Consider the following 16064-nt stretch of genomic DNA (forward strand, 5'->3'; position numbering starts at 1 on the left):
GTGTTTAACCGCTCATCCTCGTCGGGCCTCTTTATATGCGCATCAAAGTCCACTGCCAGAACCGCATCGGCATCCTGCGCGACATCCTCAATCTGCTCGTGGAGTACGGGATCAACGTGGCCCGCGGTGAGGTCGGTGGCGAGCATGGCAACGCGATCTATCTGCATTGCCCGAACCTGATCAATCTCCAGTTCCAGGCCTTGCGGCCGAAATTCGAAGCGATTGCCGGGGTGTTTGGCGTCAAGCGGGTAGGGCTGATGCCCAGCGAGCGACGGCACATGGAATTGAACGCACTGCTCGGTGCGCTGGAATTTCCGGTGCTGTCGATCGATATGGGCGGCTCGATCGTCGCGGCCAACCGTGCGGCCGCGCAGTTGCTCGGCGTGCGGGTCGACGAGGTACCGGGTATTCCGCTGTCGCGCTACGCTGAAGACTTCGACTTGCCGGAGTTGGTGCGTGCCAACAAATCGCGAATCAACGGCATGCGCGTGAAGGTCAAGGGCGACGTCTTTCTCGCTGACATCGCACCGCTGCAATCGGAGCATGACGACAGCGAAGCCATGGCGGGGGCCGTGCTGACCCTGCATCGCGCTGATCGCGTTGGTGAGCGCATTTACAACGTGCGCAAGCAGGAGTTGCGCGGTTTCGACAGTATCTTCCAGAGCTCGAAAGTCATGGCGGCGGTGGTGCGTGAAGCGCGCCGTATGGCGCCACTCGACGCTGCGCTATTGATAGAAGGCGAAACCGGCACCGGCAAAGAATTGCTGGCGCGGGCCTGTCACCTCGCCAGTCCGCGCGGGCAGTCGCCTTTGATGGCGCTCAACTGCGCGGGCCTGCCGGAGTCGATGGCCGAGACCGAGTTGTTTGGCTACGGCCCCGGTGCGTTCGAAGGGGCGCGTGCCGAAGGCAAGCTCGGGCTATTGGAGCTGACGGCGGGCGGTACGCTGTTTCTCGATGGTGTCGGCGAAATGAGCTCGCGCCTTCAAGTCAAATTGTTGCGCTTTCTGCAAGACGGTTGCTTCCGTCGGGTCGGCAGTGACGAAGAGGTTTATCTCGATGTGCGGGTGATCTGCGCGACGCAGGTGGACTTGTCCGAGTTGTGCGCGCGGGGCGAGTTTCGCCAGGATTTGTATCACCGCTTGAACGTGCTGTCGCTGCACATTCCACCGCTGCGCGAATGCCTTGACGGTTTGACGCCGCTGGTCGAGCACTTCCTTGATCAGGCCAGTCGGCAGATCGGTTGCGCGCTGCCGAAACTGGCACCGGCGGCAATGGAGCGTCTGAGTCATTACCACTGGCCAGGCAATGTGCGGCAACTGGAGAACGTGCTGTTTCAGGCGGTTTCGCTGTGCGATGGCGGCACGGTGAAGGCCGAGCATATTCGTCTGCCGGACTACGGCGTGCGTCAGCCGCTAGGCGATTTTTCGCTGGAGGGTGGGCTGGACGAAATCGTCGGGCGCTTCGAAAAAGCGGTGCTGGAGCGGTTGTATTCCGAGCATCCAAGCAGTCGGCAGTTGGGTAAGCGTCTTGGCGTTTCGCACACGACCATTGCCAACAAGCTGCGTGAGTATGAAGTCGGCAAAACCGAGTCGTAACCCAAACATGTGTGGGTAGTGATGGCCTCTTCGCGAGCAGGCTCGCTCCCACAGGGGTATGCATTTCAAATGTGGGAGCGAGCCTGCTCGCGAAAGCGATAGTCCAGGCAACACCAGCGCCAGACATTGCCACCTACCGGCATAACACCGCCGGTTTTTCGACTTCGATACATTTCCCCAATCCTCTAAATCTCCCCCAAGTCCTTTGTTTACCGGGCCGCGCGCCGCCAGAAAAAAGTTGGTCTGCAAATTGCTTGTGGCTCAGCAGTACAGCGGTGGACGGCAAACGTCCGGCATGCAGAGGAAAGAGTGTGGACAAGTACCTTTATGTGGCAATGACCGGCGCCAGCCAGAACGCACTGGCGCAGAAGGCTCATGCCAACAACCTGGCGAACATCTCCACCAACGGCTTTCAGCGCGACCTGGAGCAGGCGCGTTCGATGCCGGTGTTTGGTGACAGCTTTCCGGCGCGTGCGTTTGCCATGAGCGAACGTCCGGCCACTGACTTCACCGCAGGTTCGCTGGTGCAGACCGGGCGTGACCTCGACGTCGCCGTGACCGGCAACGGCTTTATTGCCGTGCAGAACCCCAACGGCGGCGAAAGCTACGTGCGCACCGGCAGCCTCAACGTCGACGCCCTCGGCGTGCTGCGTGCCGGTAACGGTATGCCGGTGATGGGTAATGGCGGTCCGATCGCCGTGCCGCCCGAGCAGCAGATCGAAGTCGGTGAAGACGGCACCATCAGCATTCGTGCGATGGGCGAAGGCCCGCGTGTCATGGCCGAAGTCGATCGGATCAAACTGGTCAACCCGGACATCAAGAACATGAACAAGGGCCTCGACGGCTCGATCTACACCAAGGACGGCCAGCCTGCGCCGGCCGATGCCAACGTCAAGCTGGTGTCGGGTTTCCTTGAGTCGAGCAACGTCAATGCCGTGGCAGAAATGACCTCGGTGCTGGCGTTGGCCAAGCAGTTCGAACTGCACGTCAAGATGATGAACACCGCCAAAGACGACGACCAGGCCATGGCTCGGGTCTTGCAGATCAGCTAATTATCAGAACGTCGCGCCGTAAAACAGGCGCACGAGGAGAATCGAATGCTTCCGGCTCTATGGGTTGCCAAAACCGGTCTGTCCGCCCAGGACACCAACCTGACCACCATTTCCAACAACCTGGCGAACGTCTCGACCACGGGCTTCAAACGTGACCGCGCCGAGTTCCAGGACCTGCTGTACCAGATCAAACGCCAGCCAGGCGCCCAGTCGACCCAAGACAGCGAACTGCCGTCGGGCCTGCAACTGGGTACCGGTGTGCGCATCGTCGGCACGCAGAAAAACTTCAACGCCGGCAGCCTGCAAACCAGCGAAAACCCGCTGGACATGGCGGTGGACGGTCGCGGTTTCTTCCAGATCCTGCAACCGGACGGCACCACGTCCTACACCCGTGACGGTACCTTCCACCTCGACTCCAATGGCCAGATCGTCAACGCCAGCGGTTTCGCCCTGGAGCCTGCCATCGTCATCCCGAACAACGCTCAGAGCTTCACCGTCGGCACCGACGGCACCGTGTCGATCACTGTGCCAGGCAACCCGGCCGCTCAGGTGATCGGCAACCTGCAAACCGCCGACTTCATCAACCCGGCCGGTCTGCAAGCGGTGGGTAACAACCTGTTCCTGGAAACCGCAGCTTCCGGTGCACCGCAAATCGGTACGCCGGGTCTGAACGGTTTCGGGACCACGCTGCAGAACACTCTGGAAGGTTCCAACGTCAGCACCGTTGAGGAGATGGTCAACATGATCACCACCCAGCGTGCCTACGAGATGAACTCCAAGGTGATCTCCACCGCCGACCAGATGCTCTCGTTCGTAACGCAGAATCTGTAATCAAGTCTATGGGGCGGCCATGAGGTCGCCAGCAATACCGTGAGGTAGGGTCATGAAACGCTTTGTATCTGTTCTGGCATTGGGTGGGGTCGTCTCGCTCGCGGGCTGCGTCGCTCCGACGCCCAAGCCCAATGACCCTTACTACGCCCCGGTGTTGCCGCGCACGCCGTTGCCGGCTGCGGCCAACAACGGCTCGATCTATCAGGCCGGCTTCGAACAGAACCTGTACAGCGATCGCAAGGCGTTCAGGGTCGGTGACATCATCACCATCACCCTGAACGAGCGCACCCAGGCAAGCAAGAACGCCAACTCGCAAATGGACAAGAACAGCGATAACAAGATCGGCCTGACGTCGTTATTCGGTTCCAGTCTGACGACGAACAACCCGATCGGCAGCAACGACCTGAGCCTGAACGCCGGCTACAGCGCCGACCGTTCGACCAAGGGCGACGCCAAGTCGGGGCAGAGCAACAGCCTGACCGGTTCGATCACCGTGACCGTCGCTGACGTGCTGCCCAACGGCATCATCGCCGTGCGCGGCGAGAAGTGGCTAACGCTGAACACCGGTGACGAACTGGTTCGCATCGCCGGCCTGGTGCGCGCCGATGACATCGCCACGGACAACACCGTGTCGTCGACCCGGGTCGCCGATGCACGCATCACCTACTCGGGTACCGGCGCGTTTGCCGATACGAGTCAGCCAGGCTGGTTCGACCGTTTCTTCCTCAGCCCGCTGTTCCCTTTCTAGGTGGCTACGTTGAATTTCAAGAGCCTCATGCTGGCCGCCGTTATGTTGTCGGCGGCCTTCAATGCACAAGCCGAGCGGCTGAAAGACATCGCCAGCATTTCCGGTGTGCGTTCCAACCAGTTGATCGGTTACGGCCTGGTGGTCGGGCTTAACGGCACCGGTGACCAGACGACGCAAACGCCGTTCACCCTGCAGACGTTCAACAACATGCTCTCGCAGTTCGGCATCAAGGTGCCGCCGGGATCGGGCAACGTGCAGTTGAAAAACGTCGCGGCAGTATCGATCAGTGCCGATCTGCCGGCGTTTGCCAAGCCGGGTCAGCAGGTCGATATCACGGTGTCCTCGATCGGTAACTCCAAGAGCCTGCGGGGCGGCACCCTGTTGCTGACCCCGCTCAAGGGTATTGACGGCAACGTCTACGCCATCGCTCAGGGCAACCTGGTGGTGGGTGGTTTTGATGCCGAAGGGCGTGACGGTTCGAAGATCACCGTCAACGTTCCGTCGGCCGGCCGCATTCCCGGTGGTGCTTCGGTAGAGCGCTCGGTACCGAGCGGTTTCAATCAGGGCAACAGCCTGACGCTGAACCTCAACCGTTCCGACTTCACCACCGCCAAGCGCATTGTCGACAAGATTAACGACATGCTCGGCCCTGGCGTGGCGCAAGCCATCGACGGTGGTTCGATCCGTGTCACCGCGCCGCTTGATCCGAGCCAGCGCGTCGACTACCTGTCGATCCTGGAAAACCTCGAAGTCGATCCAGGTCAGGCCGTGGCGAAAGTCATCATCAACTCGCGTACCGGCACTATCGTCATCGGCCAGAACGTGAAGGTTTCGCCAGCCGCGGTGACCCACGGCAGCCTGACTGTAACCATCACCGAAGACCCGATCGTCAGCCAGCCAGGCCCGCTGTCCAACGGCCAGACCGCTGTTGTGCCGCGCTCGCGGGTCAATGCCGAGCAGGAAGCCAAGCCGATGTTCAAGTTCGGCCCGGGCACTACGCTCGACGAGATCGTCCGTGCGGTGAACCAGGTCGGCGCGGCACCGGGTGACCTGATGGCGATCCTTGAAGCGCTGAAGCAGGCCGGCGCGTTGCAAGCCGACCTGATCGTGATCTGAGGACAGCGAACATGGATATGCGCAAGGGCAGTCTGGCTGGCACCATTGATTCGGGTTCGTACTCCGACCTCAATCGTCTGAACCAGCTCAAGGTTGGCGACAAGAACAGCGATGCGAACATGCGCAAAGTGGCGCAGGAATTCGAATCGCTGTTCATCGGGGAAATGCTCAAGTCGATGCGATCGGCCACCGAGACACTCGGTCAGGACAACCCGCTCAACACCCCGGCCGCCAAGCAATATCAGGAAATGTCCGACCAGCAACTGGCCATTTCCATGTCTCGCGAGGGCGGTGGTATCGGCCTGGCAGACGTGCTGTTGCGCCAGATGCAGAAAAACAAACCGATGGCGCCGGGTGAGGCTGCTGCCGCATCCGCCGCCAAACAGCAAGAAGCCCGGGAGAAAGCGGCTGCTGTGGTCACGCCGATTGCGGCGGGCACCACCGCTATCAACGGCCCGTTGTCGCGCGTCAATGGCGAGCGTCCGCTGTGGGCATCGCGTTCGGGACGTGTGTCGAACAGCGCCGGCATTTCTCACAGCAATGACATGGAAATGATCAACAAGCGTCGTCTGGCCTTGCCGCCGAAACTGGCTGATCGTCTGCTCGCAGGTTTAGTGCCGTCGGCGACGACGAACGCCACGCCTGCGCCCAATACCTTACTGCCGCGCGCCACGACCGCCGTCGCGACCGGCGCGGGTCCGTTGTACAACGGCGACTGGCTGGCCCGTGCCGAGGCCGATAAAGCCTCCGGCGGGCAGATGCAGATTTACGGCCGCGCCATGGCGCAGATTCCACTGGCGCCGGCGAAAAAAGCGTTCAGCTCCGCCGACCAGTTCGTCAATACCATGCTGCCGATGGCCAAGGAAGCCGCCGACCGTATCGGCGTCGATCCGCGCTACCTGGTGGCGCAAGCGGCACTGGAAACCGGTTGGGGCAAATCGGTCATGCGTGCGCAGGATGGCAGCAGCAGCCACAACCTGTTCGGCATCAAGGCGAGCAGCAACTGGAAGGGCGATTCGGCCCGGGCGATCACCAGCGAGTTCCGTAATGGCGCGATGGTCAAGGAGACGGCCGAGTTCCGTTCCTACGCCTCGTACAAGGACAGCTTCCACGATCTGGTGACTTTGCTGCAGACCAACAATCGCTATCAAGATGTTGTGAAGTCGGCCGATAACCCAGAACAGTTTGTACGCGAGTTGCAAAAGGCCGGTTACGCAACCGACCCGAACTACGCGAGCAAGATTTCGCAGATAGCCAAGCAGATGAACAGTTTTGAAAACTACGCTGCGGCGGGCGTTTCCACCACGCCTTTATAAGGCACAAGGTATAAGGTCTGAACCATGAGTTTGCTCAATATCGGGATGTCGGGGCTGTCGGCTAGCCAGTCCTCTTTGGCTACGACGGGTAACAACATCGCCAACGTCGACACCGCCGGTTATTCACGCCAGCAAACCGTGCAGGGCACTAAATCCTCGCAGCAGTTCGGCAATGTTTTCATCGGCACCGGTACGACCCTGGCCGATGTGCGCCGGGTGTATAACTCGTACCTGGAAACTCAGTTGCACACGGCGACCTCGCTCAACAGCGAAGCGGCCTCGTATCTGGCGCAAGCCAAGCCACTGGACGGCACACTGTCCGACGTCAATACAGGCCTGACCGGTGTGCTGCAGAAGTTTTTCACCTCGATGCAAGGTGTGGCGACCTCGGCCACCGATGACACCTCTCGTCAATCGGTACTGACCGGCGCGCAGGCACTGACCAGCCGTTTCAACTCGATTGCCAAACAGCTGAACGATCAGAACACCACGATCAACGGCAGCCTGACCGACATGACGGCCCAGGTGAACAAACTGGCCAACTCGATTGCCGCGCTCAACCAGAAGATCGGTGAGATTTCCACCAGCGGCGGCGCGCCAAACGATTTGCTCGACAGCCGTAATGAGGCCGTACGCCAGTTGTCCGAACTGACCGGCGCGCAGGTCGTTGAGCGTGGCACCAGTTTCGACGTGTACATCGGCACTGGTCAGCCGCTGGTGATTGGCAACAGCACCAACACCTTGAGCACCGTACCGAGTAAAGGTGATCCAACGCGCCTGGGCATCCAGATGAACCGCGGTTCGAGCACCATCGACATCACCTCGGCAATGAGCGGCGGCGAAATCGGTGGTCTGCTGACCTACCGTAATGAAGTCCTCGACCCGTCGCTCAACGAGCTGGGGCGTGTGGCGCTGGTCGTCGCCGATCAGATCAACAGCCAGCAAGCCCAGGGCATCGACAAGAACGGTGACTTCGGTGCGGCGATTTTCAACAACATCAACAGTGCTGCGCTGATCAGCCAGCGCAGCATTGCGAAGGATGGCAACAGCGCAGGCTCGGGCAACCTTGACGTGACCATCAAGGACAGCGGCAAGCTGACCACCAGCGATTACCAGGTCACGTTCACCAGCGCTACCGATTACACCGTCAAGCGCTCCGACGGCACCGACCTGGGCGCATTCAGCACCACCACCAATCCACCTCCGGTGATCGATGGCTTTACGCTGGCGCTTAATGGCGGTGCGTTGAGTGCGGGTGACACCTTCAAGGTAACCCCGACCCGTAACGCAGCGGCGAGCATTCAGACCGTACTCACCGATCCGAAGAAAATCGCTGCAGCGGGCCCGTTGACCGGGGTCGCCAGTGCCGCCGGCTTGGGCACCTACACCCAGCCGACGCTGAGCGACACCATCAACATCTACAACCCGACTGCCCAGGCCGATATGCAGGCGGCGCTGAAGAATTCGACACCGGTCAAACTGGTGTTTGGCGATCCGAGCGGCGGCAGTCAGTCTTACAAGTTCGTCGACGCGAAGGGCGGGACCATCAGCTCCGGCACCATCGTTCCGGGGCAAGCCAACACCCTGAACCTGAAAGTGGGCATTGTCGATGCCAGCGGCAACCCGGTGCTGGACACGAGCGTCACGCCTAACGTGCAGAAAACCTTCACCGTGCAGACCACGGTGGGCGGCACGCCGAAATCCGGTGAAACCTTCACCATGAACCTGACCGGCGCGGCGTCTTCGGATAACCGCAACGCTCAGGCGCTGGTTGGCTTGCAGACCAAGCAAACCGTCGACACCGGTTCGGCGAGCAAGGGCATCAGCCTGACTGACGCCTACAACAAACTGGTGACCAACGTTGGCACCAAGACCGCGCAAGGCAAGTCCGACAGCGAAGCCACCACGGCGATCCTGACGCAGGCCGCCGGTGCGCGTGACTCGCTGTCCGGGGTCAACCTGGATGAAGAGACCGGCAACCTGGTCAAATACCAGCAGTACTACACAGCGTCTTCGCAGATCATCAAAGCTGCGCAGGAAACTTTCGCCACGCTGATCAACAGCCTTTAAGGAGTCGTAATTCATGCGCATTTCCACCGCTCAGTATTACGGAACGCAAGCTTCGGATTATCAGCGTAACTTCAACAAGGCGATCGCCACCGCCAGCGAGGCGAGCAGCCTGCAACGCATCAACACCGCGGCCGACGATCCGGTCGGCGCCGGTCGCTTGCTGCAACTGGGTCAGCAGGCGGCGATGCTGGATCAGTACACCACCAACATCAACAGCACCAAAAGTGCGTTGACCGTGCAGGAATCCACGCTGGATGCCATCACCACCGCGTTGGCGCGCGCCAAGGATCTGTCCCTGGCTGCTAACAACGGCATCGCCACCGACAAGGACCGCCAGGCTTACGCTGCGGAACTGGGGCAGATCCAGCAACAAGTGCTGGGCCTGATGAACTCCAAGGATGCCGATGGCAACTACATGTTCTCCGGTTCGAAAACCGACACCGCGCCGTACTCGCAGAACACCGACGGTACCTTCAGCTACAACGGCGACCAGACCACGATCAACCTGGGCATCGGCGATGGCCTGGCGGTCGGCACCAACACCACCGGTTGGGATGCCTTCCAGCAGACCATCAATACCGCCCGCACCAACGTCACCATGACCGCCCCGGCGGTGGATGACGGTCGCGTCGTACTGTCCAACGGTACTGTTGGCACGGCTGCTACCTATAATTCGAAGTTCACCGGTGGTCAGCCATACACCGTCGCTTTCGTCAGCAGCACCCAGCTGAAAATCACTGATGCCCTGGGCAACGACGTGACGGCTGAAGCCAGCCAGAACGGCCTGATCAGCAACTCCAACGGTGCCAACCAGACCGTCAGCTTCCGTGGCGTCGACATGAAGCTGAACATCAACCTCAAAGCAGGTGATACCAACCCGGACGCAGTCATCGCCGGACACAGCTTCCAGTTGGCAGCCACGCCTGACACCTTCACCACTGCGCGTAGCCCGGGCAATGCGTCGACTGCGGTGATCACCGGATCCAGCATCACCAACCAGTCGGCGTACACCGACGCGTTCCCGCAGGGTGGCGCGGTTCTCAAGTTCACCAGCGCCACGGCGTTCGATCTGTATGCCGCGCCGGTCACTGCTGACAGCAAGCCGGTATCGTCGGGCACCGTCGCAGGTAGCAACGCTACCGCTGCCGGCGTGACCTTCGCATTGGGCAGTGCACCGGTAGCGGGTGATCAGTTTTCGATCAAGCCCAACAATCATCAGACGCAGAACGTCCTCGACACTCTGGGTCAGATGGTCACTGCGCTGAACACGCCGGTCGATGGTGATCCGGTGGCCAAGCAGAAGCTGCAGGGCGCCATGGAGGCCGGCATCGGCAACATCGACGCTGCCGCCAATCAGATCGGCACCGCTGTTACCTCGATCGGTGCCCGTGGTCAGTCGCTGGAAATGCAAACGGTCACCAACCAGAGCCTGAGCATGGCCAATACCACGACCCAAGGCTCGATCCGCGATTCTGATCCAGCTGAAGTGATGACGCGCCTGACCTTGCAACAGACCATGTTGCAGGCTTCGCAACTGGCGTTCAGCAAGATCAGCCAGTTGGGGCTGTTCAACAAGATCTGACGGTAATCGGGCGCGTCAGCGCCCGTTTGCTGCGACGCTTGAATATTTAATGTCTTTTTTTGCGCTATTCAGAGGGCTCGCTGTTCCGGGCGGGTTCCCACCGCTTGCGAGTCCGCCGTGAATTCACTTCCCCTTGTCAGCCTCGTCATTCCCGCTTTCAATCCGCGCTTTTTCGAGCGCGCATTGCACAGCGCCGTCAGTCAGGGCTACGGCAATTTTGAAATCATTGTGTGCGACGACAGTCGTGACAACGCAATCAAAGACATCGTTGATGCGGTCACCGAGCAGACCGGCGTTGCCGTGCGTTATGTGCGCAATCCGCGCACGTTGGGGTTGGTCGGCAACCTGAAAGCCTGTCTGGATCAGGCGCGCGGCGAGTTGATCAAGTTTCTCTGTGACGACGATCTGCTTTATTCGGCCTGCATCGAGCAACAAGCCCACGAGATGCGTCACGCCGAAGTCAGTCTGGTGACGGCGCAGCGGCTGCTCTGGGATGCCAACGACATCATCCTGCCGGCACGTCTGGAAAACACCTCACTGACGCCGGTCAGCGGCATTCTCAAGGGCGACGATGTCCTGAGCATCTTCGAAAAATTCCCGGTCAATGTGCTCGGCGGCTTCAGCAATGCGCTGTTTCGTCGTGCCGACGTCGTCGAGTTACTGCCGGCATTGACCGAGGAGGGCGCCTGCTTCGTCGCGTCCCTGGATTTTGCCTTGTATGTCTGCCTGTTGCGCCGCGGCAATCTGGCGGTGTCCAACAACGTATTGAGTGTCGAGCGACTCTACCCGGAACGGTTGAGCGCACAGCAGCCGATGAAAGATGCGTTAGAGATCGAGCGCGAATGGCTTTCGCAAATGCTCAAGGCCCGCAGCGGCGAGTCGGCTCCTGCTCAGGGGTGGGTGCGCTATGTGCCATTGACCAAGGCCGAGGATTCTCCGCGGGTTTGGGAAGAACTGCCCTTGAGTCGCACACTCGGCTCCAAACAGAGTCGTCAGGAATTGGGCGTCGGTGTCGACAGCTTCAGTTTCGACGAGCTCTACGCTCAGTGGCTCGAATGCCGGGTGCTTACCGAGGCGCAGCGCAAGTGGTTGCCGGAAACCCTCGCTGGCTGGTCGCACCAACCACGGATCGTGCCGATCATCATTGACGGGCAGGGCAGTCGCGATGGTTTGCAGCGTACTCTGGAGGCGCTCGATGCTCAGGATTACCCGCCGGAACTGATCCTGGTGCTGTCCGTTTCCTGCACCGAGGCGCAGCTCGATGGGCGGGTGTTCCGCATGCCATTGCAGGATGACGGGCTGGAGCAGATCAACGCGTTGCTGCCGCAACTGGAAGGCGCCGACTGGTTCTATCTGTTGCAGCCCGGCGATCGCCTGGTGGCGCCGGCGCTGCTGGTCATGGCCGACCGGATTGCGCATTCTTCGTCGCTGACGTGCATTTACAGCGACGAAGGCAGCTTGCGCAGTGGCGAGTCGGCAGAGCCTGCGTTCAAGCCGGATTTCAACCTTGACCTGATGCGCAGCTACCCCTACGTCGGCCGTGCGCTGGCGTTCCAGCGCGAACGGTTTCTGGCGCTTGGCGGGTTTACCGCGACATTTGCTGAACTGGCGCCCCATGACGTGCTCTGGCGTATGGTCGAAAGTGACGGCTTGCAGGTTGTCGGGCACATCGACGAAGTGCTGCTGGAGTCGAAGTTCGATCTGTCGCAATGGCTCACCGAGCCTGGCGTGGTAGCGCAAAGTCCACGGCTGCTTGAAGCGCATTTGCAGCGCCTCGGGATAGATCACAGTATCCGTCGCGGCAGCCGTGATCTGCTCAATCGTGTCGACTATCACCATGCTCGGCGTCCGTTGGTGTCGGTGATCATTGTCACTCAGGACCAGACGGCCGCAGTGCAGCGCTGTGTCGAGACACTGCTGGAAAAAACCGCCTACACCGAATACGAATTGCTGCTGGTCGATAACGGCAGTGAAAGCGCCGAAGCGCTTGCCTGGCTGGACGGCATGGCGCAACTGGGCGGCGAGCGGATTCGCGTCGCCCGCTACCCGCAAAAAGGCAATGCGGCAGCCGTGCACAACTTTGCCGTGGCGCAAGCACGCGGCGAGTACGTGTTGGTGCTCAATGCGTTTGCGGTGATCACCGAGGGCGATTGGCTCGACGAACTGCTCAACCACGCACAGCGCGCGGAAGTCGGGGTGGTCGGCGCCAAACTGTTCAACCCGGACGGCGCTGTGCTGCACGCCGGCCTGATTCTTGGCTTGAACGGGGCGGTCGGCCTGCCGTTTTATGGCCAGCCGATGCAGTCGGAAGGGTACATGCACCGCTTGCAGGCCGTGCACGATCTGAGTGCCGTTGGCGGCGATTGCCTGATCATTCGCAAGTCGGTGTTCGAAGCGGTTGGCGGCCTCGATGAGCAAGTGTTCAAGCAAGCGCTCAATGTCGCCGATCTTTGCCTGCGCATCGGCCGCGAAGGTTATCTGGTGGTGCTCAATCCCCATGCCGTGGTGGCGGTCGGTGCACGGCCAAGTATTGCCGCCACAACTGATGAGGAAGCGCTGCTCGCCGAGGAAAAAGACACGTTTCACCAGCGCTGGCTGCCGCTGATTGCGCGTGACCCGGCCTACAACATCAACCTGACGTTACAGGGCGTCGGTGCCACCAACTTCAGTCTTGAGCCGGGCATGCGCACCGGCTGGAGTGCGTTTTCCAAGGCGCAGTTGCCTAATCTGCTCGTGGTGCCGATCAACGCCTCTGCCATTGGCCATTACCGCATTAGCCAGCCGATGATCGAACTGCAAGCGGCCAACAGGGCGCAAGGACGTATTTGCTACGGCTTGCCGTCGATCATCGATATCGAGCGTCAGGCGCCCGACGTGATCGTTCTGCAAGGGCGCTACTCGGAACACGCCATCGATGAAATTCCACCGCTGAAGAAATTCTTCAATGCGCGGCGGATCTTCGAGCTCGATGACTATGTCATCGACGTGCCCCACCGCAATGCACATATCCGCAACATGCCGAGCAAGCAGGACATGGAGCGCATGGTGCGGCGTGCGATCGGTCTGTGTGATCGCGTGGTCGTGTCGACTCAGCCACTGGCCAACGTGCTGTCGGACATGCACCACGACATTCGTGTGGTACCGAACATGCTGGCCCAGGACTTGTGGGGCAACCTGCACAGCCAGCGCCGTACTTCGAAAAAACCGCGGGTCGGCTGGGGCGGCGGCACCAGTCACCACGGTGATCTGGCGGTAATCGCCGACGTGGTTCGCGAACTGGCCAACGAAGTCGAGTGGGTGTTCTTCGGCATGTGCCCGGACGATCTGCTTCCGTATATGCATGAGTTCCACGGCGTGATCGGCCTGGACGTGTACCCGGCAAAACTGGCCAGTCTCAACCTGGACCTGGCCCTGGCGCCACTGGAATTTCACGTCTTCAACGACTGCAAGAGCAACCTGCGCCTGCTCGAATACGGCGCTTGCGGCTACCCGGTAATCTGCACCGACACTGAGGCCTATCGCGGTTACTTGCCGTGCACGCGGATCAAGACCAACACCACGGACGAGTGGCTGCAAGCAATCCGCATGCACCTGGCCGACCCGGATGCCAGCTACCGCCAGGGTGACGAATTACGTGAAGTGGTACTGCGCGATTACGTGTTGCGTGGCGACAACCTGCGGTACTGGGAATATGGCTGGCTGGCGGATTGATCTGTAAAGCCACACTGAAAAGGCGACCTGAGAGGGTCGCCTTTTTTGTCGCTGAATGCAGCGATTCCCCTCCCTTCATGCTCAATACGAACCTGGGCCTCAAGGTTTGGAATTTTGTGGTCGATACCTTTCTATTCGTTCGTCTGCCGGTCAGCGATTGCATCGTCGTCTGACATCTCCCGTGCAGGGCGAATCCGGTTTAACAACAACGCAAGGAAGAAGCAAATGGCAGTGATAGATGGAACGGGTGAAGCGGATGTCCTGGTGGGCACTGATGGCGATGACCAACTCTATGGACTGCAAGGGAATGATGTTTTGCAGGGCGGTGCTGGCAACGACTGGCTGTGGGGCGGTGCGGGTGCCGACCAGTTCGTCGGTGGCGATGGCTTCGATACGGTCAGCTACAGCGACAGCCTTGAGGGCGTACGAGTCGAAGACTTCACCAACCATGACGGGCTGACCATTGCCTATGGCGACACGTTCACCAGCATTGAAGCGATTCAAGGCTCGGGCTTCGATGATGTGATTTATCGCCATCAAGGCTCGATGGTCATCGATGGCGCCGACGGTTATGACACTGTGAGTTATCGCTACGCTTTCGATTCGGCCAACGTCGTGATTGGCGGTGGCGCCAGCGCTGCCGGCGATACGCTGCTCAATGTGGAAAAGGTCATCGGCTCCAGCGGTGCTGACCACTTCACCGTGAACGCCAGTGGCGTGATCGTCGCCGGCGGGCGCGGTGACGATGTGTATGTGATCAACAGCACGGGTGTAACGATCGAGGATGACGACGGTTTCATGGGCGGTACCGATCACGTGTACACCAGCCTCTCTGAATTGAGGCTGAGTGCGTTCGTGGAAAACCTGACCTATACCGGCAGTGCTGACTTTGTCGGTTATGGCAATGACGAGAACAACACCATCGTCTCGGGTGCCGGCAATGATGTGTTGTACGGCGGAGCGGGTGCCGACAACTTTGAGGGCGGTGCCGGTACCGACATCGTCAGCTACGACGACAGTACTGAAGGTTTGAGTGCTTCGCTGAATTGGGGCGTGCAGAGTGGGATTGCGTTTCACGATGTCTACATCGATATCGAAGGTCTGCGCGGCAGCCAGTTCAACGATGTGCTTGAAGGCAACTCGGACCACAACCTTCTGGAAGGTGGGGCGGGCGACGACCGGATTCACGGTGGCGATGGCAACGATTACATCTACGGCGGTCTGGCGTCCGGTCTCGACACCTCCGGGCAGTCGGACACGTTGTTCGGGGGCGCGGGTGACGATGTCATCGTCGGTGCGCGCGACGGTCTGTTTACCTGGGTCAGCGGTGGAGAGGGCAATGATGTACTCACGGGCGCGGGCAGCCATTACACACTGTTCGGCGACCAGGGCAACGATGTGCTGATCCTCAACCTCGCCGGCCAGTCGAATGCTGGTGGCGCTGCGTATGGTGGACAGGGCGATGACACCTATGTGGTGAACACCACCGGTCTGGTAACGATTCAGGACGAGGGGCTGGACATTAACGACACCCTGATCCTCAACACCATTGCCAATGCCAGCCAATTGAACGTCACGCGTATTGGCGATGATGCTTACCTGCATAGCGCCAATGACGGCAGCGTCGGTGTGCCGGACAACGGTGTGAAACTGGCGGGGTGGTATGCGGGGTTCAATACCATTGAGCACATTCAGACGGCGGATGGTCAGGCGTTTGAGTTGCCAGGCAGTGGTGATGCGTTTGCTCTGTTTGGCTGATTGCTTGGCCTGTTGATATCGGGCAATGAAAGGGGTGGGTTCGCTGGCGGACTCATCCCTTTTTTTTGGGTTTTTTTTGGGGGGGGGTGAATATCCGGTTTTTGGGGGGTGGCGGCTGGCGGTTTCGCCCTGACGGTCGACTTCCTTTGGCAAACGCCGGGAGTGTCATTAATTTTGTGTTCGGGCATAACATGCTGCAGAGGTGCATGTATGCCAACCAAAAAGAAACCGGCCCGTGAGGCCAAGCGTGACCTTCCGTCCATTCCAAAAGAGCTGATCGACCAG

The 16064-nt window shown here is 60.1% G+C and carries 10 protein-coding genes; all 10 read left to right on the forward strand.

Annotated elements, in window-relative coordinates; genetic code table 11:
* The first annotated feature begins 35 nt into the window (after positions 1 to 35).
* The 10 genes from CKW18_RS05465 to CKW18_RS31320 all read left to right on the forward strand — a co-directional run bounded on the left by CKW18_RS05465 (position 36) and on the right by CKW18_RS31320 (position 15779).
* A complete protein-coding gene (locus CKW18_RS05465) occupies positions 36 to 1595 on the forward strand; it encodes a sigma-54-dependent transcriptional regulator (protein ID WP_095187832.1) in 1560 nt (519 codons plus the stop codon).
* 311 nt (positions 1596 to 1906) lie between these two features.
* The gene (locus CKW18_RS05470) at positions 1907 to 2647 is read left to right on the forward strand and encodes a flagellar basal body rod protein FlgF (protein WP_095187833.1); all 741 of its coding nucleotides are present in this window, start codon (positions 1907 to 1909) and stop codon (positions 2645 to 2647) included.
* Positions 2648 to 2692: 45 nt separating this feature from the next.
* Entirely contained in the window at positions 2693 to 3478 is a 786-nt protein-coding gene (flgG, locus tag CKW18_RS05475; protein ID WP_095187834.1) for a flagellar basal-body rod protein FlgG, read from the forward strand.
* A 52-nt stretch (positions 3479 to 3530) separates the two neighbouring features.
* Positions 3531 to 4226 carry a flagellar basal body L-ring protein FlgH gene (gene flgH, locus CKW18_RS05480; protein ID WP_064390830.1) on the forward strand — a complete coding sequence of 232 codons (696 nt, stop codon included), beginning with the start codon at positions 3531 to 3533 and terminating at the stop codon, positions 4224 to 4226.
* A 27-nt stretch (positions 4227 to 4253) separates the two neighbouring features.
* Positions 4254 to 5342 carry a flagellar basal body P-ring protein FlgI gene (locus tag CKW18_RS05485; protein ID WP_095187835.1) on the forward strand — a complete coding sequence of 363 codons (1089 nt, stop codon included), beginning with the start codon at positions 4254 to 4256 and terminating at the stop codon, positions 5340 to 5342.
* 11 nt (positions 5343 to 5353) lie between these two features.
* Positions 5354 to 6658 carry a flagellar assembly peptidoglycan hydrolase FlgJ gene (gene flgJ, locus CKW18_RS05490; RefSeq protein ID WP_095187836.1) on the forward strand — a complete coding sequence of 435 codons (1305 nt, stop codon included), beginning with the start codon at positions 5354 to 5356 and terminating at the stop codon, positions 6656 to 6658.
* 24 nt (positions 6659 to 6682) lie between these two features.
* Complete coding sequence (flgK, locus tag CKW18_RS05495; RefSeq protein ID WP_095187837.1) at positions 6683 to 8728, forward strand: flagellar hook-associated protein FlgK; 2046 nt, start codon at positions 6683 to 6685, stop codon at positions 8726 to 8728.
* A 13-nt stretch (positions 8729 to 8741) separates the two neighbouring features.
* Complete coding sequence (locus tag CKW18_RS05500; RefSeq protein WP_095187838.1) at positions 8742 to 10310, forward strand: flagellar hook-associated protein 3; 1569 nt, start codon at positions 8742 to 8744, stop codon at positions 10308 to 10310.
* A gap of 117 nt (positions 10311 to 10427) precedes the next feature.
* The gene (locus CKW18_RS05505; RefSeq protein ID WP_095187839.1) at positions 10428 to 14021 is read left to right on the forward strand and encodes a glycosyltransferase; all 3594 of its coding nucleotides are present in this window, start codon (positions 10428 to 10430) and stop codon (positions 14019 to 14021) included.
* Between the two features lie 225 nt (positions 14022 to 14246).
* Entirely contained in the window at positions 14247 to 15779 is a 1533-nt protein-coding gene (locus tag CKW18_RS31320; protein WP_141233074.1) for a calcium-binding protein, read from the forward strand.
* Positions 15780 to 16064 lie beyond the last annotated feature (285 nt).

It is taken from the genome of Pseudomonas sp. Irchel 3E19 (assembly GCF_900187585.1).
GTDB classification, from domain to species: Bacteria; Pseudomonadota; Gammaproteobacteria; order Pseudomonadales; family Pseudomonadaceae; genus Aquipseudomonas; species Aquipseudomonas baetica.

Bases quoted from the DNA above. Each gene is read 5' to 3' on its own strand.
- CKW18_RS05465 (WP_095187832.1), top strand. From the start codon at position 36: ATGCGCATCAAAGTCCACTGCCAGAACCGCATCGGCATCCTGCGCGAC.
- flgG (WP_095187834.1), top strand. From the start codon at position 2,693: ATGCTTCCGGCTCTATGGGTTGCCAAAACCGGTCTGTCCGCCCAGGAC.
- flgH (WP_064390830.1), top strand. From the start codon at position 3,531: ATGAAACGCTTTGTATCTGTTCTGGCATTGGGTGGGGTCGTCTCGCTC.
- CKW18_RS05485 (WP_095187835.1), top strand. From the start codon at position 4,254: ATGCTGGCCGCCGTTATGTTGTCGGCGGCCTTCAATGCACAAGCCGAG.
- flgJ (WP_095187836.1), top strand. From the start codon at position 5,354: ATGGATATGCGCAAGGGCAGTCTGGCTGGCACCATTGATTCGGGTTCG.
- flgK (WP_095187837.1), top strand. From the start codon at position 6,683: ATGAGTTTGCTCAATATCGGGATGTCGGGGCTGTCGGCTAGCCAGTCC.
- CKW18_RS05500 (WP_095187838.1), top strand. From the start codon at position 8,742: ATGCGCATTTCCACCGCTCAGTATTACGGAACGCAAGCTTCGGATTAT.
- CKW18_RS31320 (WP_141233074.1), top strand. From the start codon at position 14,247: ATGGCAGTGATAGATGGAACGGGTGAAGCGGATGTCCTGGTGGGCACT.